Below are 22,180 nucleotides of genomic sequence, written 5' to 3'. Positions count from 1 at the left end.
GATGCCGAATCACAAACATCATCAAAAAACGCCGCCTCGCGCAAGCGAAGCGGCGTTTTTGTTGTACAAATGAGAAGTTTGAAAGCAGGGATGAATGGCTAGAAGACCAAGAAACCAGAATATGAGGAGACATCTGACATCTCAAGCGAGCATCGCCTCATATATATTCGCGGCGAAGCCGCCATCTTCATTCCTCATTCCTCATTCCTAATTCCTAATTTGTTTTCCCCTTCTCCATACGAAATAATACACCGCTCCGGCCAGCGAAGAGGCGAGGCAGATCCCGCCATACATGAAAGAATAGCCGAAAGCCTCTGCAAAAAGCCCGAGGAAGACCGCCGCAAAGCCCACACTGATATCCAGCGACCAGAAATAGGTCGATGTCGCGACACCCGCGCGGGAAGAAGGGGCGCTGCTGACCGCGATGGTCTGGAAGGCGGGCGCCAGCGCGCCGAAGCCGATCCCCAGCACCGCCGCGGAGAGGAGCAGGAGGAAAGGCCCCTCGACCTGCGAGAAGAGGAGAAAGCCCGCCGAGAAGAAAAGGAAGCCCGGATACACCGTATAGTCCGAGCCATGGTGATCGAAGAGGTAGCCGACAAACGGACGGGATACGACGATGACGAGCGCAAAGACGAGGAAGAAGAGACTCGTGTAAGAGCCTATACCAAGGCTTCTCGTATACATGGGAATGAATGTCAGCACACCGCCGTAGGCAAAAAAGACAAGCCCGCCCAGGATGACCGCCGGAAGCGCCTTCTTTTCAAAGAAATCCGAAAAATGAAATCCGCGGTGCTTTCCTCCCGATGAACATACCACGCGCGCGGGCAGCCGTTTTCCATTTCCTGAAACGATCGCACACGCAGCCATCAAAGAAAGGAAGAGAAACAGCACCGACGCGCCGAAATGCTCGATGAGGATGAGCCCCACCAAAGGCCCCACGACCATCGCCATATTTCCACAGACCGCAAAGTAGCCGATCCCCTCTCCTTTCCGCCGGCTAGGAAGCACGAGCGCCGCCATCGCTGCCGAAGCCGTCGTCCCCAGTGCAAAGACGATCCCGTGAATGAGGCGCAGCGAAAGCGCGATCTCCAGACGATACGCAAGGAGAAAGCCCGTCATCAGGAGAAAGAGCAGCACCGAGACGATGAGGAGCAGACGCTGCTTATTCACCGCATCGATCACACGCCCTGCGATCGGGCGGGAGACCACCGTGCCGATCTGGAAGCAGGTCATCGCCATCCCTGCCTCCCACTGCCCGAGCCCCAGATCATCCATGATGTAGACCGGCAACGCCGCGATCATGATGTACTGCGACATGAAATAAAAGAAATTCGTGAGACCCATACCGATGAATTCACGAGTCCATAGCTTTTCACCCATTCGTTTGTTCTCCTTGTTTTTCTTATAAAATAATCTTAGTATTATAACATAAAGAAAAGGTTGAAAGCAGGGATGAGTATCTAGGGATTAGAGATTAGGGATTAGGAGTGACTAGTGACTAGTGACTGGTGACTGGTGACTTGAATACTACCTTCGGGCATCGCCCCATAATACTCGCGGCGAAGCCGCCACCACCATTTCTAATTTCTCATTTCTAATTTCTCATTCGCGCGGAGCTTTCATCCGCAATCAAGGGGAAGCACGCCCCACGAGCTAACCCTGAACCCTGAACCCCGAACCCAGTCCCTGAATCACATCCAAAGGAGCCTCCTATGAGCCTGCATTTTATTTTCGGCCGCGCCGGCACGGGAAAGACCACCCGCTGCTGCCGCGAGATCCAAGACTATCTGAAAAAAACACCGGGCGGCCGCGCCTACCTTCTTGTCCCCGATCAGGGCACCTACACAGCGGAGTATCTGCTCGCCAAGTCCTTCCCCGGCGCCGGCTTCATCGATGTGACGGTGTGCGGCTTCTCGCGCCTCGCCTACCGCGTTTTTCAAGAGCTGCACTCGCCGGTCGCCGATGCCCTTTCGCCGCTGGGCCAGCAAATCATCCTGCGCCGTCTTCTGGATGCACACAAGGACGAGCTGCAGGTGATCCTCCGCGCTGCATCACAGCCGCATTTCTCGGAGAAGCTGACCGCCTTCTTCCATCAGCTCGACATGTTTCTCGTCACAGAAGACGACCTCCTTGCCGCCTCGCAGCGGGAAGGCGAGACACCACTTGGGAAAAAGCTCGCTGACCTCTCCCTCTTATATAAAGCATACCACGACTATCTGCGTATGCATTTTGCTTATGAAGGGAGCCTCTTCGACCTTCTCGCACGAGAGATCCCCAAGTCAGAGAAGCTCCGTGGCTCCCACATCTGGATCGATGGCTTCAACGGCATGGCGCCGCAGAAGATCCGCATCGTGTCCGCGCTCGTTCACACAGCCGAGGAAGTCACCATGACGCTGCAGATGGACAGTCCGGAAGAGGCGGCGGAAAATCCAAACTTCGCCCGGCCATATCAGCTCTACAGCCAGCTGCAGGGCGCGATCCGCCATTCCTCCTCCATCGTGCTCACGGAAGAAAAACGCTTCCGCACCAGCGACCTTTCTCTCATGGCACGCCATTTCTTTGAACGCCACGCACGCCTCCGCCCGGAGGACGGGCGCGTAAAGGAGGGGCTCCACCTCATCACCGCAGAAAGCCCGAAGGAAGAAGTGGATCTCATTTCACGCACCATCACATCGCTCGTCCGAGACAAGGGCCTTCGCTACCGTGACATCCTTGTCCTCTCGCGTACGCCGGAAAACTACAGCGATCTCTTTACCCGCTCCTTTGCCACTTACGGCATCCCCGGCTTCATCGATGAGAAGCATCCCATGAATAACCACCCGCTCGTGATGCTCACCTCCTTCCTGCTGCAATTTCTCGCAAAGGAAACAGGCAGAAGGAACGCAGGCTGGCAGCGTCTCACCCTCTTTCGTCTCTTGAAGACCTCGCTCCTGCCTCAATTCTCACAGGAAGAGATCGACCGACTGGAAAACTACGTCCTTTCCCGCCGCATCCGGCCCTGGCAATGGCATGACAGCTGGGAGCAGCGCAGCTGCCGCGATCTCGATGAGACGCCCCCGCCGCTGTCCGAGGCCGAGCTCGCCGAGCGCCGCCGCGTGAATGAATGGCGCACGCGCCTCACTTCCCTTCTCGATCCGCTTTCCGAAGCGTGGAGATCCGCTGTCTCCGCCAAAGACCGCGCGGCCATACTCTACCGCTTTCTCCTCAGCGAGAAGGTGCCTCACACCCTGTCGGCATGGGATGAAGCCGCCTTTGAAAAGACAGGCCTTCGCCCGCACCTGCAGGTCTGGAAGAAGGTACTGGGTCTTCTGGATGAGATCGTCCACGTCGCAGGGGATGAGGCGATGACAGCGGAAGATTTCCGCGCCCTCTTCGAAGACGGTCTCTCTGCCCTCACCTATTCCACCATCCCTCCGACACTCGACCATGTGACCGTGACAGGCATGGACCGCGGCTATGCGATGGAAGCGAAGGTCGTCTTCATCCCCGGCGTGATCGAAGGCGAATTCCCCAAGCGCGTCGAAGAGAGCGGCTTCTTCTCCGCATGGGAAAAGCAGGCTCTCTCTGAAAACAGTCAGCTCACCTTCGGGAATGATCTCATGCAGATGATCCATCAGGAGCAGTTCTTCGTCTATCTCGCCCTCACCCGCGCCTCGGATGCGCTCTACCTCACCTCCCCATCGCTCGGAAGTGACGGAAAAGAATGCGAGCCCTCCTTCCTGGCCCTCCAGCTTTCCAAGCTCGGCTACAGCTCAGAATGCGCCGCCGCTCACGCTCCCACGCTGAAAGATCCCGACCACAGCTTCTTTGCCAACCCAGAGGAAGCCCTCTCGCTCCTTCCCCGCCTTCTGCAGGAAGGCCTGCCTGAAAGCACCTCCCCCTGGCTCGCACTCGCCCGCTGGGCGATGGCAAGTCCCCACTGGCAGCGCATCCTTTCGGAAAAGCTTCGCGCCCTCTCCTACAGCAATACCCCCGACGCCCTGCCGCAAGAGCTCGCCCGCGCCCTCTTCCAGCCCGGCGGGCGCTACGTAAGCTCCATGACACGTCTGGAGACCTATCGCAGCTGCCCCTACAAGTATTTCCTCCAGTACGGCCTGGCACTGGAAGCCCGTGATGAAGGAGAGATCCAAAGCCTGGACCTTGGCAACTACCTTCACGCAGGCCTTCACCAGTTCGGCAGCACACTCACCCGGCAAAAAAGGCAGTGGCGCGACGCCAGTGATGAAGACATCCGCGAGATCTCCTCCACCATCGCAGGCGCCCTCTCCGAAAAGATGAAGTACGGCATCCTCTCCTCCGATGCCACCTCCCGCTACACGAAAAGAAGCCTCGACCGCACCTTCCGGGAAACGCTCACCTTCCTTCGCTCGTGGAGCCAGCGAAGCGAATTCGATACCAAAGACCTTGAGAAAGCCTTCTACCTCCACCTTGCCAAGGAAGACGGTGAGACACTCACCATTTCAGGAAAGATCGACCGCTTCGATGTGAAGGACGATGCCATCGCCATCTTTGACTACAAGACCGGCCATACCGAAGCCACGCTCGCAGAGATCGTCGCCGGACTGAAGCTCCAGCTCCTCACCTACCTTCTCGCCGTCGAGCAGGAACATCCCGAAGAGCAGCTTCTCCCCGCCGCGCTCATGTATATCTACCTGTCGGGCAATGTCACCAAGGTCGAGCAAGTCCCGCCGAATGGAAACGTCAACCTTTCTGAAAAGGATCACGCCTCCGGCTACGTCCTCGCAGATCCATCCCTCCTAAAGTCCCTCGACAAGGACGCCGGCGAAAGCGACTCCTGCCTGCCCGTGAGATTCACCAACGACGGCAGCCTCCACAAGGGATCTGCTTCTGCCCTGACGAAGGAGCAATTCTCCGCCCTCCTTACCATCGTCAGAAAAAACATCCTCTCCCTCCACAGCCGCATGATCGCAGGCGACATCTCCATCTGCCCTGCCAGCTATAAGGGCGTCACTCCCTGCAGCTACTGCCCCTACCACACCATCTGCCGCTTCGACCCTGGCCGAGAGGAAGAGAATTACGACTACGTGCGCCTGCCGAAGGACAGCGAGCTGAAGAAAGAGCTTGAGGAAAGGGCGAAGAAATAAGGATTCAGGTTGATGGGTTCAGGGTTCAGGTTGGCGGTGCGATGCAAAACAATAAAAAGCGCCGCGAATGAAATAATATAAGTATTTCGCACATATCGCAGAGCCCCCTTCCTCAGGAAGGGGGGCGCCCATAGGGCGGGGAATAGGGCAACGGTTGCGCAAACAGTCAGCCAGTACAGATGGGACTGACTACGGAATAAGAAGCATCGTCAAAGTTGTTTCTCTTGCATAGCGTAGTCAGCCTCATTCATAGCGGTCGACTACCTGCACACTGGTCTCCCTATCCCCCCTGCCTTCCTTTCCTATGGAAAGGGAGCACGATACGGGAAAAACCGCCTGTTTCAAAACTCCGCGGCGCTTCTATTTTATGATGCGCCGCTCCACCAACCTGAACCCCGAACCCTGAACCCGTCAACCTTTCACACCCATTCCTCATTCCTCATTCCCCATTCCTCATTAAAAAAAGGAGCCATCATGAGTTGGACACCCCAGCAGGAAGAGGCCCTGCGCATCCGAAATAAAAACCTCCTCTTATCCGCCGCCGCGGGCAGCGGAAAGACCGCCGTCCTGACGGAACGCATCACACGCCTCGCGGCAGACCCCGAAAGCCACACAGGCATCCATGAGCTCCTGGTGCTGACCTTCACAAAAGCCGCAGCCAGCGAGATGAAGTCCCGCATTTCCGCCTCTCTCACCCGTGAGCTCGAGGCCGCAGATGCCGCCAAGGACCTCCCGCTCGTCCGCCACCTGGAGCGACAGATCTCGCTCCTTTCGAGTGCGCAGATCTCCACACTGGACGCCTTCTTTCAGTCCCTCGTGCGTCAATATTTCTACCTGCTCGATCTTGACCCGAAGACACGCATCATGGCCGATGAAAATGATGCGCGTATTCTCGCTGATGATGTACTGACAGAAGTCCTCGAGCGCTGGTATGAGGAGGGAGATCCTGATTTCCTCACCACCTGCGACCTCTTTGCAAGCGGCCATCAGGACCAGGCGCTGCGCCAGATGATCCTGCGCATGCACCGCTACGCCTCCTCCATGCCCTTCCCGGACGTCTGGCTCACGCGCCTCCCTTCCGCCTATGAGATCCCCGGGAATGCCACGCTCGATACCCTCCCATGGACGCAGCCCATCCTATCCGAGCTCATCGACACCGCCGGAAAGATCTGTGACCTCTACCGGCAGAGCTTCTCCCTGCTGGATCTGCATCCCATCGCGCGCGATGTCTACGGCGAGACGCTCAGCCAAGAGTACGCCTTCTTCTCCTCCCTCGCCCAAGTCACCACCTGGCAGGCACTCTACGCCATGCCCTCCTTCACCCCGAAAAACATGCCGAGACTCTCCGCTGCCAAAGCCAAAGCCTACGGCATCAAGTCCACGGATTTTAGCAGATCTCCGGAAGCGGAAGCGATCAAAACTCTTCGCGACACGGCCAAAGACATCTATAAGAAAAAGCTCCTCCCCTTTCTCTCCATTACGCCCTCACAATGGATCAAAGAGACCCGCGCCATGGCCCCGGAAGTCAAGGTCCTCTCCGCGCTCGCGCTCGACTTCAGCCGCAGCTACATGGCAAGGAAGAAACAGGAGGGCGTGATGGAATTCAATGACCTCGAGCATTATACACTCTCCCTTCTGCTCGATACGGAAAATCCAGCCTTCACCCCCGAGCACGCCGAAGACTTCCCCTCCGAAGCCGCACTCTCCATCCGAAGAAACTACAAGGAAGTCATGATCGACGAGTATCAGGATACGAATGGCATTCAGGAGCTCATCACCACCCTCCTCTCGAACGGGCATAACCGTTTCCTTGTCGGCGACATCAAGCAGAGCATCTACCGCTTCAGGCAGGCAGACCCCACGATCTTCCTTTCCAAGTACCACCGCTTCCTTACAGACAGTGAAGGCGGCCGTCGCATCGACCTGAACCGCAACTTCCGAAGCGATGCCGCCGTCCTCTCCTCCATCAACTATCTTTTCCGTCAGCTCATGACCGAGAAAAATCTGGAGCTCACCTACGGCGACGCCGAAGCCCTCTACCCGGGACGATACGAAGAAACGCGCCCGGAAAACTACGTCGGCGGCCGCGTCACGATCGAGCTCATCGATGGCAGCGAACTCGCCGAGACGGACCGGCCCGAGCTCAAGGAGATCTCCACGATCGACGCCGAAGGCCGCCTCATCGCCAGCCATATCGAAAGCCTCATCCAAGAAGGACGGCAAGTGATGAATAAGGACGGCACCTTCCGTCCCATCCGGTATGGAGACATCGTGATCCTCCTCCGCTCCATCGCCTCGAAAGGCCCCGCCCTGCTCAAGATTCTGAAAGAGCATCACATCCCTGCCGTCTCCTCCCGAGACGATGACTATGTGAAGAATCTGGAAGTACAGACACTCATCGCTCTCCTTCAGATCCTGGATAACCCGCTGCAGGACCTGCCGCTCACCGCCGTGCTCCGCTCCTTCTTCGTAGGGCTCACGGAGACAGACCTCGCCCGTCTCCGTCTCCTCATGAAAGAAAACGAGGCAGACCATCTCTTCCCGCTCCTCGAAAAAGCCGCGCCCCTGCTCTCCAGAGAAAAGGGCGACGCCCTGTCCGCCTTCCTCGCCCACTTTAGCGCATGGCGCGAGCACGCCGTGCAAGGCGGCATCGCACCACTCCTTCAGGAGATCTGGGAGGACACCGACTACCTCACCTACGTCTCCGGCCTTCCCGGCGGACATGCCCGCCGCGCCCACCTGCTTTCCTTCTATGAGCTCGCCCGCACGCGCGACACAGGCACGCACAACGGTCTCTACCCCTTCCTCACAGAGCTGTCGAGCCTGCTCAAGGGCGATGGCCGTTTCCAGACAAAGACCGACGCCGTCTCTACCGATGCCGTCCGTATCATGACCATCCACAGTAGCAAAGGACTGGAATTTCCCGTCGTCTTTCTCGCCGACCTCGCGAAAAACTTCAACGCCTCGGACATGACCGGCATCGCCCTCTGCCACAAAGGGCTCGGCCTCGGTATCCAATACTTCGACATCGAAAGACGCCTGCGCTGGCCCTCCCTCTACTGGTACGCCGTCCGCGCCGCCTCCGAGCGTGAAAGCCGTGCCGAAGAAGCGCGCCTCCTCTACGTCGCCATGACCCGTGCCCGCGATACCCTCTACCTCACCGCCTCCGTCAAGGACGCGGAAAAAGTGCTCGCCGCCTGCATGACCCCGCTCGCCGGCAGCGGAAATGATACGCCGCTCCCGCTCCCCTCGCACCTCATCTCCCATGCCCGCTCCTACCTGGACTGGATCCTCCCCGCCGCGCTCCACCACAGAGACCTCTCCTCTGTCTGGAGCCGCCTCGAGAAGATCCCCTCCTTCCAAGGCGATGCTGCGGGCGACCACTCCCACTTTGATTTCCGCATCATCTCCCAGAAAGACCTGCTCACAGAAAGCGAGAAAGCCCTCCTCGAAGAGAGTGAGAAGCCGGAAACGGCGAAGGAAGAAAAGGACGCATCCCCCGCCTTCGATAGAGAGGCCTTCCTCGCCCATCTTCCGGAAACCGTCCCTGACTGGCTCTCCCGACAGCTCACTTGGCACTACGCCTTCCCGGGTGCGACATCGACCCCGGCCAAACTCACCGCCACCGCCGCCGTCAAGCTCCGCGAAGAAGCAGAATACGCGCAGGGAGATGAACCGCCCTACGCTTCCTCCATCCTCGCAGGTGACCTTGAGGACGTAGCAGAGACAGAGGGCCTTCCCGCCGACTACAGCACGCCGCCCGCCTTCCTAAGCGAGGACGCCCCCCTGTATAGCGGCACCTCCTTCGGCACCCTCATGCACAAGGCGATGGAGATGATCGACTTCACCGCCCCTTTCCCCACTGAAGACGCCCTCAGAAAACACATCCGCGCCCTTTCTGATAAGCACGTCTTCACCGAAGAGGAGACGAAGGTCCTCCTCTCCCATCGAAAAGATCGCAATCCCGTAGAAGCCCTCCTCACCTTTGCCCAAAGCCCCCTCGCCGCTTTGATGCGAAGAGCCGCTGCCGTAAGGAAGGAAATGCCCTTCTCCATCCTCCTTCCCGCCCATTCCTTCTACCCGCAGTGTGAAGAGGGCGAGACCCTCTTCCTGCAGGGCATCATGGACTGCCTCGTGGAAGAAGCAGACGGCCTCACCATCATCGACTACAAGACCGACCGCACCATGACCGAAGAAGAGCTGAAAGCCCATTACAAGATCCAGCTCCAGGTCTACGGCGAATCCGCCGAGAAATTGCTGGGAAAGCCCGTCAAACACCTCTACCTCTGGTCCTTCACCTTCGGGAAAGAGATCGAAGTAGCGCGATGGGAGACGGGGGACGAGTGACTCGTGACTGGTGGCTAGGGATTAGGAATCTCAAGTGCAGGGAGGACTAAAAGACTAGAAGACATCAGTCTCTCTCGTATCGTCATTGAAAGCGTTGCCGAGAAATCTTTGTCATTCTCGTTCAAACGGCTCCTATCAGACAAACTCAAACGGGAAACCTGCTACCCGCTCACCTTCGAGCATCGCCTGCCTTTAGCCGCCACCTGAAGATTGAAAGCAGGGATTAGGGATTAGTGGCTAGGAATTAGTAATCTCAAGTGCAGGGAAGACTAAGAGACTAGAAGACATCAGTCTCTCTCGTATCGTCATTTCGAGCGAAGCGAGAAATCTTTGTCATTCTCGTTCAAACGGTTCCCATCAGACAAACTCAAACGGGAAACCTGCTACCCGCTCACCTTCGAGCATCGCCCCGTTTCGTCATCCTGAGCGGTGAGAAACGTCGTATGTGAGATAACGAATGCCAGAACAGCTGCGACCTGAGCCCTCGATCTCGGCGAAGCCGCCACCTTCATTCCTCATTTCTCGTGGACAAATCGCATACCGCTTTATATAATATGTACATCCTTTTATGAGTATACATTTTAAAAGAGGCGATAAGAATGAAAACTTGGAAAAAGGGATTGGCACTGGCCGCAGCGGCCGTGCTCGCACTCGGACTTGCATCCGGCTGCGGCAGCGAGAAGAAGGCAGACGCGGCATCGGGCAAAGCCCCGCTGAAAGTCGCTACGAATGCGACGTATGTGCCTTTTGAATTTAAATCCAAAGATGGAAAAGACTATACCGGCTATGAGATCGACGTAGTGCGTGCGGTAGCGAAAGAACTAGGCCGCGATGTGGAATTCAAGAACATTGCGTTTGACGGACTCATCCCATCTCTGCAGTCGCATGAAGTCGACATGACGGCTTCCGGCATGACAGCCACGAAAGAAAGAGCCGGCAAGATCCTCTTCGCCGCCCCCTTCTATGCGACGAAGCTTGCGGTCGTGACACCGAAGGACAGCCCGATCCACTCTGTCGAAGACATGCAGGACGGCGCCGAAGTCGCCGTACAGATGGGTACGACAGCCGCGTACTATGCCCAGGATAAGGGCATGAAGATCCGCGGCTTCGACCATGCATCGGATATCGTGATGGAACTCAAAGCAGGCGGTGCAAAGTCGGGCATCCTCGACAAGCCTGCCGCAGACTACTTCGTCGCGACAGACGGCAAGGACAATTTCCGCGTGGTCGATGTGCCGGACTCCAAAGTCCAGTACTTCGCCTTTGGCTTCAATAAAGACAACAAAGAACTGCAGCAGCAGATCAATAAAGCCATCGCCGACCTGAAGCAGAAGGGTACGCTGAATGAGCTCCACGAAAAATGGTTCAAGACGCCCGTACCGGAAATGCCAGCCACCTGCGAAGAAGCGCTGGGAAACACTGATTAAATCGTTGTCAGATTTCATTCTTGGATTTTTATACAGAGCAAGGAATCATCTGCCGAGAATAGCGAGCTATGTAAGGAAGATGATGACGAAGCTATGTATAAAAATCCATATGAAATCCGACTCTGCGATTAAATCAGCGTTTCCCTAGGATTATAAGTCAATAAAAAAGACCCGTGAGATCTCACGAGTCTTTTTTATTCCCCAGTCGCCAGCGACTATTTGATCGTCACGCCCTTGGTATCCTTGATGAAGAAAAGAACATTGAGCGCTGCCGCGAGGTACACGCAGGACAGCAGAGCGAAAGCCGCAGAGAAGCCATTCGCCTGTGCCAGCGCACCGATGATCGCCGGGGCAAAACCGCCGACCGCACGGCCCGTATTGAAAATGAAATTCTGCGCCGTCGAGCGCGCATCCGTCGTATAGTTTTCAGAAAGCAGCGTACCATAGCCGGCCATCATGCCATTGCAGAAGAAGCCGAGCACCGCACCGCCGAAGAGCAGCGCCATCGGCGTATTCAGATTGACATACACATACACCATCGCTGCCGCACACAGGTAGAAGAGCAGGTACGGTTTCTTGCGGCCAAAACGATCCGAGAGATAGCCGAAGACATAGATGCCTGCGATCATGCCGATGACCGTGACGACCATCCAGCCTGACATCGAGCTCGTGGAAAGGCCGTGCTCTTTCAGAAGGATCATCGGCAGCCACACCATGATGCCGTAATAGCCGAAATTCTGCACACTCGTCATGACAGTGAGAGAAATCGTGGTCGCCGTCTTCGACGGGCTGGAGAACAGATGCGCAAGAGGGAACTTGCTTGCTTCCGCGAGCTCCTCCTCTTCTTCTGCCGTCAGCGTTTCGCCAGCCGCTTTTCTTGCTTTCAGCTGCTTCTTCAGCTCCTTGCGTTTCAGCCACATCGGTGGTTCCTTCAAGCCATGGCGCGCCCATGCCGCCAGCAGCGCCGGGATAACGCCCACAAGGAAGAGGCCTCTCCAGCCATAATCAGGAAGAACGACAGCCGCCAGGATCGCAGCGAGCACAGCCCCCGCCTGCCAGCCCATCGCCACGCCCGCCGTAGCACGCGCGCGCTTCGCTGCCGGCCAGGTCTCCGTGACGAGCGTCATACCGATCCCGTATTCCCCGCCAAGGCCGAGCCCTGCCAGGAAACGAAGGATATTGAGATGCATGACATTGTCTGCAAAAGCGCAGGCCCCGGTGAAGATCGAGAAAATGATGATGGTCAGTGCAAAGGTATGCACACGGCCGAAGTAATCAGCAAAGACGCCGAAGAGATACCCGCCAAGGACCGTACCGATCAGCGTGTACGTCGCGATGAGACCGCCCTCCCCGAGCGTCAGACCAAACTCCGCAACGATCGCTGCCATGGCAAAGGACAGGATCAAAACATCCAGTCCATCCATCGCATACCCGACGATCGAAGCCCACATGACCTTCCATCGCTCCTTCCGGGTGACGCCAGTTTCCTCAAATTCCAATTCTTCCAAAGATTTTTCCGACATAATACCTCCCCTACATGTCTGATCTTGTGCAGACAATGACCCTGAAAATCATATAGTGCGAAAGACGCACAAAATTATCTAATTATATAATGAAGATGTGTCTTTGAAAAGAGGAGAACGGTTAATTTTATAAAAAATTGAGAATTCAAAGAGTTATTATGATGAACCGATTCTACAGTCTGAATCGTTCTATGAGCGTCAGAGCAACTGATCGAAATATCAGACCTTTCATGTTTTTATCTCAACTTTTTATATGAGATGTCAGCCAAATGTGGCTCATTTTTTTCACGGCCATTATGCCCCTAAATAGATCAGCTTTTATTAAGGAAAGGTGATCATGAGGTTTTGCAAATACTTATTGTTAGTGCTAGAATGAGTAATCAAGAAGAAGAAAAGCCCCACATGTAAGGGAGGAAAACTCCATGAAAAATAGATGGATAATTATACCAATCACGCTTTTATGCCTTGGTACGCAAGCATCTGTAGATGCTGCAGATGTATCACAACCTTTTGCACACCAGGAATTGCAAAATCAAGCGAAAGAAATAGCCAAGTGGAAAGCAGACAGAGAAAGTCTGCCTCGTATAAAAATAGAAAAAGCAGATGGTGAGAAAGAGATGTCCAGTGGCTCCCTTCCATCAGCTGCTTTTTATGTGCAAGAAATCACGCTGAAAAATCTACCTGAAGAATTGGACTTTCTGTATGACTTGCTTCCTTCCTACGAAAACAGAAATTTGAAACTGTCAGATATAGAAGAATTGGTACGGAAACTGAATCAAAAATTACAAGATAAGGGCTATGTAACAAGCCAAGTGGTAATACCGGAGCAAAATCTATCTGGGGAGAAACTTGTTTTGTATTGTACCCCTGGAAAGTTAGGACAAGTGGTATATGCAAAGGGAAGCGAGAATCTTCCATGGAAAAATGCTTTCCCCATCCGAGAGGGAGATTTGATGAATCTTCGGATGCTAGAGGAAGGTCTGGAGAATATGAAGCGGATCTCTTCGCTCGATGTGTCTATGAAAATCCTTCCACCCAATGAACCGGGGTTTTCGGATTTGGAACTCACCATTCATAGCCAGAAACAAGTCCATGGCAGTTTGTCTTTTGATGATTCTGGGATGAAAGAAACGGGGAAAAACCAATTTACAACCAGTCTTGGATTTGATCGAGTGTTCAATGCCAATGATGTCTTATACATATCCAATACGCTAGACACTAGCCGGGATTGGAATGAAAAGGGGACACGAAGCCAGAGCTTCAGTTATTCGATTCCCTGTGGCAAAAATAGACTGACCATCAGCCATAGCAGAAATCGGTACAACCAACTTGTCTTCTCTAAGCCATATGACTTTACCAGTTCCGGAAAGTCGCAAACGAGCCGTGTAAGTCTGGAGCATATGATTTCTCGTTCTCAGACAGAAAGACGATCCATGGATATCACGGTGAGCAAACGGAATTCTCATTATTTCATCAATGATACGGAAATTCCTGTGCAGGCCATGAACACATCAGCTTTGGAAATTGGATTCAATGACCGAATCTATTTCGGAAGAAATACTTTGTATCTTCGAGTAGCGCACAAACAAGGTATGGGATGGTTCGGTGCGCAGAAAGAAAATGAATATCCAGATGCGCCAAAGACAAGATACCAGATGTGGCTCTTTGATGTAGATTGGTATCAGCCTTTTACCATGGGACATCGCCCCGCTACTTTTTCCAGTTCCCTTCACGGACAATGGAATAGCAAAGGCAATCGTCTCTATGGCGTGGATATGCTAAGTATAGGAAACAGATATACTGTGAATGGCTTTGACGGAGAGTACACTCTCATGGGCGAAAGTGGTTGGTACTTACGAAATGAATTAGCCAGCACGATTCCCTCTTTACATAGTGAGGTTTATATGGGATTGGATGTGGGAGCTGTCTATGGCGTGAGCACAGACACATTAGTCGGCAGAACCATTGCCGGTGCTACTATCGGGATGAGAGGAACCTTTTCCTCTGGTATTTCCTACGATGCGTTTATCAGTCGAGCTTTGTATAAACCAGAAGGATACCACACCAGGCGGTGGCCTATGGGATTCACTATTACTTGCAAGTTCTAGTGATTAGTAGTTAAGGATTGGGAATTAGAAATTTAATTGTCTAATCTTTAATGACTAATTTCCATTCCAATGCCTTCCCTATCGGGGAAGGCGGTTCGGAAGAAATCGTATAGGGAAACTCACGCTTTTCTTACATTAAGAAGAATACAGCCTAATTCCTCACCTGGTCACCAGTCACGAGTCACTAATAATAAAAGGAAGCGTCATATATCATGCAACGAAATCATACAAAACAACTCGCCAGAAAAATCATGAGCCTTCTCTTAGCAGGAGTGTTTTTCGCTGACACTGCCATTTTCGCTGAAACACCGATTCTGCCAGACCAGAGAGCCCCAGGAAACCGTCAGCCATTGGTACAAGAAACAGCCAATGGGATCCCCTTGGTCAATATTTCTGCTCCTTCTGCAGGTGGTGTATCTCGCAATGATTATGACCGCTTCAATGTACCAGAAAAAGGGGCCATTCTGAATAACTCCTATACCCTATCCAAAACGGAACTGGCCGGTTACGTGCAAGGCAATGCCAATATGGCACAAGGTCCGGCGAAAATCATTGTGAACCAAGTGACCAGCGGAAATCCTACGACGATGAATGGATTTCTGGAAGTAGCAGGCCATAAAGCTGATGTGATCATTGCCAATCCGAATGGTATTACCGTCAATGGTGGCGGATTCATCAATACAGCTCGTGCCATTTTGACCACGGGCAAACCGGAGTATGACAACAAGGAACGACTGAAAGATTTCCGCATAGATAATGACGCTACCATTCTTATCACCGGAAATGGGCTCAATGGTAAAAAAGCAGACACATTGGAACTTTATACCAGAGCCGCAGAAATCGAAGCGGCTATCTTTGGGAATACCGTACATGTCACCACCGGTGCCAATGTGATTGATGCCAATACAGGGAAAGTCACTGCTATCGAAGGAAAAGGAAAGAAACCGGAGATTGCCATTGATGTGAAAGACCTAGGCGGCATGTATGCTGGACGTATCTTCCTTATTGGCAATGAAAAAGGCCTTCCTATAGACATTAAAGGTGCCATCGAAAGCCAGCATATGGTGCTGGATAACCAAGGAAACTTATACCATGCCGGCACCACCCACAGCACGGAAGATATGACCATCCATGCGAAAGATATACAGAATACTGGCACTATGGCAGCTTCCGGAAATATGACGTTACGCGCTGACGGGCAGGTTGTCAATGATAAAATCATGGGAAGCGTTGGAAATATGGCAATCACTGCCAACCAAGTCACCAATCACAAGACCATTGCTTCTGAAAAAGACTTGTCCATTACCACAACCAGTGAAGAAGAAAATGCGCTGGACAATTCCAATAGTGAAATCCTTGCCAATGGAAATGTGACTATCCAAGCCAGTCATACGGACAACCTGAATGGTAATATCGCTTCTGGCAGTACCTTGTCTATCCAAGGAAAAACACTAAATAACTCTCAAGGGAAACTAACTGCTTATGGGAGCAATACCATTTCTGTATCAGACAAACTGGAAAATGAACAAGGTCAAATCGCTGCTAATGAGAATATTTCTATTTCATCTGATCTGATTCATAATGCCCAAGGAACCATCACGGCTGGGCAGAATGAAACTATCACAACGAAAGATATTCAGCTGGATGGGAAACTGGCAGCAGGTAATAATCTGACTATCACCACAGATCATGACATCACCAATGACAGTGCTAAAGAAAACTACGGTATCACCCAGGCAGATGGAAATCTGACCATTTCCGCCAAAGGTAACCTGACTAACAGCAAGAAACTGGAATCCAAAGGGACACTTACACTCAGTGCCAAAGATATTTCCAATAAAGAAAGTGGTGAGATCAACGGTGGCAGTGTTTCTATCACGTCCACGACTCTGACAAACCGTGGTTTAGTGAGTGCTGACCAAGCAAATACAATCACCACAGATATATTACAGAATATAGCTACCGGTCGCATCTATGGTGAAGACATTACCCTTCATGCTAAGACGCTGGAAAATAGAAAAGACAAAGTACTGGAAGAAAAACTGGCTGCTGCCATGAAAGATTTAAAGCAGAAAGAACAAGATCTGGATGGCGCCTTTGCCATCGACGTGACCGCTTTCAAGAGCGATAGTGAAAAAGAAAACTATTTCAAAGAAATAGAAAATAAGCAAGCGGCCTATGCTGCTTCCAAAGCGTCTGTCGATGCTATTTTAGCAGATATGGCACAGGTGAAGTCTGCCACTATCGCTGCACGGAATGACATGATCATTACAGGGGATACCTTGCTGAATAGTGCCTCTTCTCTGCTCTATGCCGGTGGCGACATGGCTATTTCCGAAGCCAAAGACATCACTAACCACGGAGCTGACATCAAAGCACAGGGAAATATGTCCCTCACAGCTCCTACCATCACCAATGAAAACGAAGCCTTCTCTGCTAAACGAGTATGGACAAGCGAAGTCACTAATCCTGACCTTATCCGTATCGATGAAAATGGACATCCAGAAAGAGGGCAATCTTTCACCAGAGATGAATTTTCTGCTCTGGATAGCGGCTATGGGGCGTACCATAACAAAGGTATCACCCCGAAAACACTCTACGAAGAAGCCGGTTATGACAAGATAGAACAAATCACCGAGGAAGAACGGAAAGACGGCGAAACACCGGTCCCCGACGAATTAGTAGGCCAAGAAGCACCAAACTATGACTACAATGATCCCATTTTCAAAGAACTGGGTGTCAAATCCATGGATACTCCACGCCCCGGCTATGATGATCCGAAGCAAGCCGATTGGGACAAGCAGTATAAAGAAATATTGAATCAACTCAATGAAAAGATAAAAGCCTACAACGAAGAAGCCAAGGCTTACAATGATTCCATCGGTGCTATCGAAAGTAAAGCCATCAAATACTACACCATCATTCGCACCACCACCCACACGTCAGAAAAACAAGTGCAGGAAACGAAAGCGGGCAACATTTCCAGTGGGAAAGATATGATCCTCTCTGGCAACGTGACCAATGAAAACAGCCGTATCACCGCTGGGAGTACCCTCACGGCAAACAGTGGCACATTGGACAACATTGCCGAAAAGAATCAAGTGCAGAAAATCACCTTCGGTACCACACAAGAAAGCTACACCAAAAGAAAACATAGACCCCATAAAGCATGGAGACGGCACTATCGGGACCAAATTTTCATGACGCCACAGAAAGAGCTGGACAACCCCACCTCTCTTGATGTTGGATCCTATGAAGGAAACACAGGAAAGAACCCAAATAAAGAAGACATTACCCAGGCCATGCGTGACAACGTCCAGCAACATTTGAATCCATTTGCTACCGGGAAAGAAACCAATCCAGGCAGTACAGCCGGAAAAGAAACAGGTGGCACGCTGTCTTTTATCCCAGATAGCTCTCTCTGCAAGCTCCATCCAGAAGAGAAGGCAAAGTATCTCATCGAGACCGATCCCGCCTTCACCAACAAAAAGAAGTTCCTTTCGTCTGATTACATGTACAACCAGCTTCTTTGGGATAACGACAAAGTCAATAAACGGCTCGGTGACGGATTCTATGAACAAGAACTCATCCGGAACCAAGTGACCCAGCTCACTGGCATGCGTCATCTCAATGGCTATACCAATGATGAAGAGGAATACAAGGCTCTAATGGATGCAGGGATCGCCTATGCGAAAGAATATAACCTGAAACCAGGCATCGCCCTCACCAAAGAACAGATAGCCGCTCTCACCAGCGACATCGTCTGGCTTGAGACCACCACCGTCACCGTGAATGGCAAGACATACACGGTTCTTTATCCTCATGTGTATCTCAAAGCCAGCACGGCAAAAGCCCTCACCGAAGACGGCAGCCTCATCAGTGCCAATACCTTGATTACAGATACCAAGGGTACTTTGACGAACCAAGGCACACTCAAAGGAAATACCATCATCACTAAGTCCAAGAACATCGTGAACAAAGGCACCATCTTCGGCAATGACATTTCCCTCAAAGCTAGCCAGGATATTGTACATAGTGGTATCATAGAGGGAGAAGATAGAATCTCCCTAGATGCAGGCAGAAACATTACCATGAAAAACACCATCCAGCATGGCATGAACCAGGCCATCCTGGACACCACCGCCGGCATCGCCGTCAAAGGGAAAGAAGGCTTACTTCTGATGCAATCAGGACAAGACATCACCATGACTGGTGCTACGCTAGCCGCTTTAGGTAAAAATGGCTCTATGATCTTCTCTGCTGGGCACAATCTCACTATGGATACGGATAGTCTGGAAGCCAAGAAAGATATGACTGAGAATAATGACAACTATATCCGCACCTATCGCAAGACAGAAACAGCGAATACTTTGACCGCCGGGAAAGATATCTCGCTCATTTCAGGCAATGATATCAAAGCGAGAAGTACCACCGTAGCTAGTGAAAATGGGCAGGTTTCCATGAAAGCTGCTGATGATGTAATCATCGAAAACGGATATAATAAAGCTATGGATGACTACGGCTTAAAGTACAAAGAAAGTGGCTTCCTCTCTCATAAGACAACAGCCATAAAAAGCCATGACGAAAGCAAGACGGCAATTGGCAGTATGCTTTCTGGAGACAAAATAAGCATTACTTCTATTGGAAACACCACTATCACCGCATCCAATGTGGTAGGTACGAACGACGTGTCTATCACTTCTGGTAAAAATACGACTATCACCAGTGCAGAAGAAGTAGAGCAGCACGACTATGAGAAACGCGTCAAGAAGAGCGGCCCGCTCTCGGGTGGCGGACTCGGATTTACCATCGGGACGGAGAAGCGGAAAGATCAGTATAGCGATGCTGACCTTCTTCAGAAAGCATCCACCGTGGGAAGTGTAAGCGGCAATGTGTCGATCGAATCGGGCAACAAGACGGAAGTCGGCGCGTCAGCCGTACTCGCGGGGAAGAATATTTCTATCACAGGCGAGAATGTACAGATTTCCAGCAAAGACAATGTGTATCACAGCGAAGAAAAGCACGAGTATAAAAAGAGCGGGCTCACTGTCTCTGCTACGGGTGGAGCAGTAGCAGTTCTGAGTGATGCTCTGGCTTATGCTCAAAAGGCATCCAGCGCTAGAGATAAACAACTGAAAGCACTTTATGGCGCAGAAGTCTACCAGACAATAGCAAAAGGGAAAGATGTCTTGAAAGATCTGTCAGGGAAAGGAATGCCCGGTGTCAGCGTAGGAATCGGAACCAGTTCTTTTAAAGCAGAAACACACACGGAAACTATAGAAGCAGTAGGAAGTAATCTGTTGGCGAATAACGATATTCATATCACTGCCAAGAAAGACATCGAGATGAAAGGATCACAGATTATTGGTGATAATGTTTCTATGAATGCGGGAGAAAATATCACCCTCAGTGCAGCAGAAAATAGAAGCTCTAGTGACACGAAAGAAAGCAGCAAAAGCAGCCAGGCAGGTATGACTTTTGCACCCACAGGAAATAGTTTCTATGCCAATGCCAGCAAGGGACAGGGTAATGAGACAGAAGAAACTTTAACTCATACCAGCAGCCAAGTCATTGCCAGAAAGGATCTGACCACTGAAAGCGGAAAAGATACAACCTTACGTGGCAGCAATGCCTATGGAGATAAAGTGACCATCAAGGCGGGCGGAAATCTGGCCATCGAAAGCGTACAGGATAAGGACAGCTATACATCTCATAATGAAAGCAAAGGCATGGGACTGTCCACAGGTACTAGCAAAACAACTAATGGACATGGTGGACTGACGGTAGGGACAACCAAAGGCAATACAGATTCTACTTACGAAAGCGTGACAAACCAAGCTGGCATTACTGCTAGCAACCAAGGCTATGATATTTCTGTCAAAGCCAATACTTATCTCAAAGGTGGCCTTATTGATAGCAATGCAAGCAAGGATAAAAATACCCTTACCACAGGTACGTTGACCTGGGAAGATGTAGAAAACAAGGCAGACTATAAAGCGACAGCAGATGGTAGGAACTACGGTGCTAGCTGGTCTCCGAAAGAAACGATTACAAAGAAGGACGGTACGACACAAAAAGTAGGTGGGAATAAAGTAGCAACCAGTCCGGTTCAATCACAACCGGTAAAAGAGAAATCTGATAGCACAACCAAATCCGCTATTTCAGAAGGAACGATTTCTATCACTGATAAAGAAAACCAGAAACAAGATATATCTGCTCTCAATCGAGATACAAAGAATACCTTGAACCAGTTGGAAAAGATTTTTGACAAAGAGAAGGTACAAGAACGACAGGCACTGGCTAACGAATTTGCCAAACTGGGAGCCGAAAAGATTGGTGATATTGCCAAAGAAAAGAACTGGTCCCCCAATGACCCTAGACACTCTCTGCTTCATGGACTACTGGGTGGTATCTCTGCCAAACTAGGTGGAAACAGTATCCTGTCCGGTGTAGCCTCCGGAGCCACTATGGAAGGCTTGCAGCCCATGCTTGACACCTTCCTGAAAGACCATCCGGATATGCGAGAAGAAGTGTCTAGCATTTTCGGATATTGTGCAGGAAAGCTGCTTGGCGGTGATGGAGAAACTGGTTCTGCTGTGGCATGGAATGGGACAAAGTTTAATTGGCTGAATCATGAGCAGATGGCTGAGTATGCAAAAGAATGGGATGCAGCGACAACAGAAGAGGAGAAGAAACAGGTAAAAGCCAAATGGCTAGAAATAAATGATGAACAAGAAGATAACTGGTTGAAAGAACAAGGCGTAGGTGATTATTGGGATTTACGTGGAATTAAAGGTCAGTACGTTGTAGAGAATCCCGATGTAGTACCTGGCAGTACATTTGATTGGAAGAGTTCTATTGCAACAGCTATTATTGGCGAAGAAGCCGGTCTGCCATGGGCGTTGAGTGAAAAATATGGTAGTAGCGGTCTGGTAAAAGCTCTAGGAAAATACAATGTAATTGGAATTGGGATTTCAGGGACTCTTGATTTTGCAAGTGATTATAGAGATTACAGTGGAAAAGATCTATTAATTGCTGCGCTTATAGATGCCGGAAAAACTGGCGTAGGAGTAGCTTCTGGGATATTTGTTCCCACTCCTGGTTTTTTGTATGCACCTGTATTGGATTATTTAAGTTATAAAGTTAAATCTCAGTACACAAAAACAGATCTACAAAAGAAAGAAGCTAATAGAACAGGAGATAACCATGAATAGTATAATAGATATTATCATAGAATTATTTTTTTGTATGACTATAGGATATAACATTAAAATATTTTTAAATGATTACAGGAAACAGCATAATATGTTACCAATATACAAATATTTTTATGTAGGCGGTTATATCGGATTTATAATTTCTATGCTATTGCTACTTGCTGTGCTTCATTTGTTGAGTTTTTACTCACTAAAGTTTAGTGAATTTTTGGCATTTTGGATGGTAATATTGTTTATATTGCCTGCATCTGCATTAGTGAATTTGGTAAGTTGGCTAAAAAATGCCGAATATAACAAAAAAAGGTATGGAATTCTATTGCCAGCTAATTACCCGCAGATGAAAAGAAAACTCTATTTTGTCATTTGTGGTGGTTGTCTAGCTATGTGTTCTCTTTTATTAAGTGCTGCTTATTATATAATATATGGGGCGGATTAAAAGAATTGTGGTACCAA

General features: G+C 51.0%; 8 protein-coding genes. 6 read left to right on the top strand and 2 right to left on the bottom strand.

Annotation, left to right across the window (positions count from 1 at the left end):
* Positions 1–207 precede the first annotated feature (207 nt).
* The gene (locus tag ACGG9R_RS01135) at positions 208–1,380 is read right to left on the bottom strand and encodes an MFS transporter (RefSeq protein WP_390150496.1); all 1,173 of its coding nucleotides are present in this window, start codon (positions 1,378–1,380) and stop codon (positions 208–210) included.
* A 332-nt stretch (positions 1,381–1,712) separates the two neighbouring features.
* On the opposite strand from ACGG9R_RS01135, the gene ACGG9R_RS01130 reads away from it, so the two are divergent.
* The 3 genes from ACGG9R_RS01130 (at position 1,713) to ACGG9R_RS01120 (ending at position 10,879) form a co-directional block, all read left to right on the top strand.
* Positions 1,713–5,105, top strand: coding sequence for a PD-(D/E)XK nuclease family protein (locus tag ACGG9R_RS01130; protein ID WP_390150493.1), 3,393 nt, complete (start codon positions 1,713–1,715; stop codon positions 5,103–5,105).
* A gap of 474 nt (positions 5,106–5,579) precedes the next feature.
* The gene (gene addA / locus ACGG9R_RS01125) at positions 5,580–9,452 is read left to right on the top strand and encodes a helicase-exonuclease AddAB subunit AddA (protein WP_390150490.1); all 3,873 of its coding nucleotides are present in this window, start codon (positions 5,580–5,582) and stop codon (positions 9,450–9,452) included.
* Between the two features lie 599 nt (positions 9,453–10,051).
* Positions 10,052–10,879 (top strand): basic amino acid ABC transporter substrate-binding protein, encoded by an 828-nt coding sequence (locus ACGG9R_RS01120; protein ID WP_390150487.1) that lies wholly within the window; start codon positions 10,052–10,054, stop codon positions 10,877–10,879.
* A gap of 215 nt (positions 10,880–11,094) precedes the next feature.
* Here the strand turns inward: ACGG9R_RS01120 and ACGG9R_RS01115 are convergent, their stop codons facing one another.
* The gene (locus ACGG9R_RS01115) at positions 11,095–12,402 is read right to left on the bottom strand and encodes an MFS transporter (protein WP_390150484.1); all 1,308 of its coding nucleotides are present in this window, start codon (positions 12,400–12,402) and stop codon (positions 11,095–11,097) included.
* Positions 12,403–12,824: 422 nt separating this feature from the next.
* On the opposite strand from ACGG9R_RS01115, the gene ACGG9R_RS01110 reads away from it, so the two are divergent.
* The 3 genes from ACGG9R_RS01110 to ACGG9R_RS01100 all read left to right on the top strand — a co-directional run bounded on the left by ACGG9R_RS01110 (position 12,825) and on the right by ACGG9R_RS01100 (position 22,163).
* The gene (locus ACGG9R_RS01110; protein WP_390150481.1) at positions 12,825–14,510 is read left to right on the top strand and encodes a ShlB/FhaC/HecB family hemolysin secretion/activation protein; all 1,686 of its coding nucleotides are present in this window, start codon (positions 12,825–12,827) and stop codon (positions 14,508–14,510) included.
* A 212-nt stretch (positions 14,511–14,722) separates the two neighbouring features.
* The gene (locus tag ACGG9R_RS01105) at positions 14,723–21,724 is read left to right on the top strand and encodes a hemagglutinin repeat-containing protein (RefSeq protein WP_390150478.1); all 7,002 of its coding nucleotides are present in this window, start codon (positions 14,723–14,725) and stop codon (positions 21,722–21,724) included.
* On the top strand, positions 21,717–22,163 hold the full coding sequence (locus tag ACGG9R_RS01100; protein WP_055237012.1) for a hypothetical protein: 447 nt from the start codon (positions 21,717–21,719) through the stop codon (positions 22,161–22,163). The genes ACGG9R_RS01105 and ACGG9R_RS01100 overlap by 8 nt, the downstream gene beginning before the upstream one ends.
* Positions 22,164–22,180: the final 17 nt, after the last annotated feature.

It is taken from the genome of Dialister sp. i34-0019-2H8 (assembly GCF_042846925.1).
Taxonomy (GTDB): domain Bacteria; phylum Bacillota; class Negativicutes; order Veillonellales; family Dialisteraceae; genus Dialister.
This window is presented reverse-complemented; position numbering and strand designations above follow the sequence as displayed.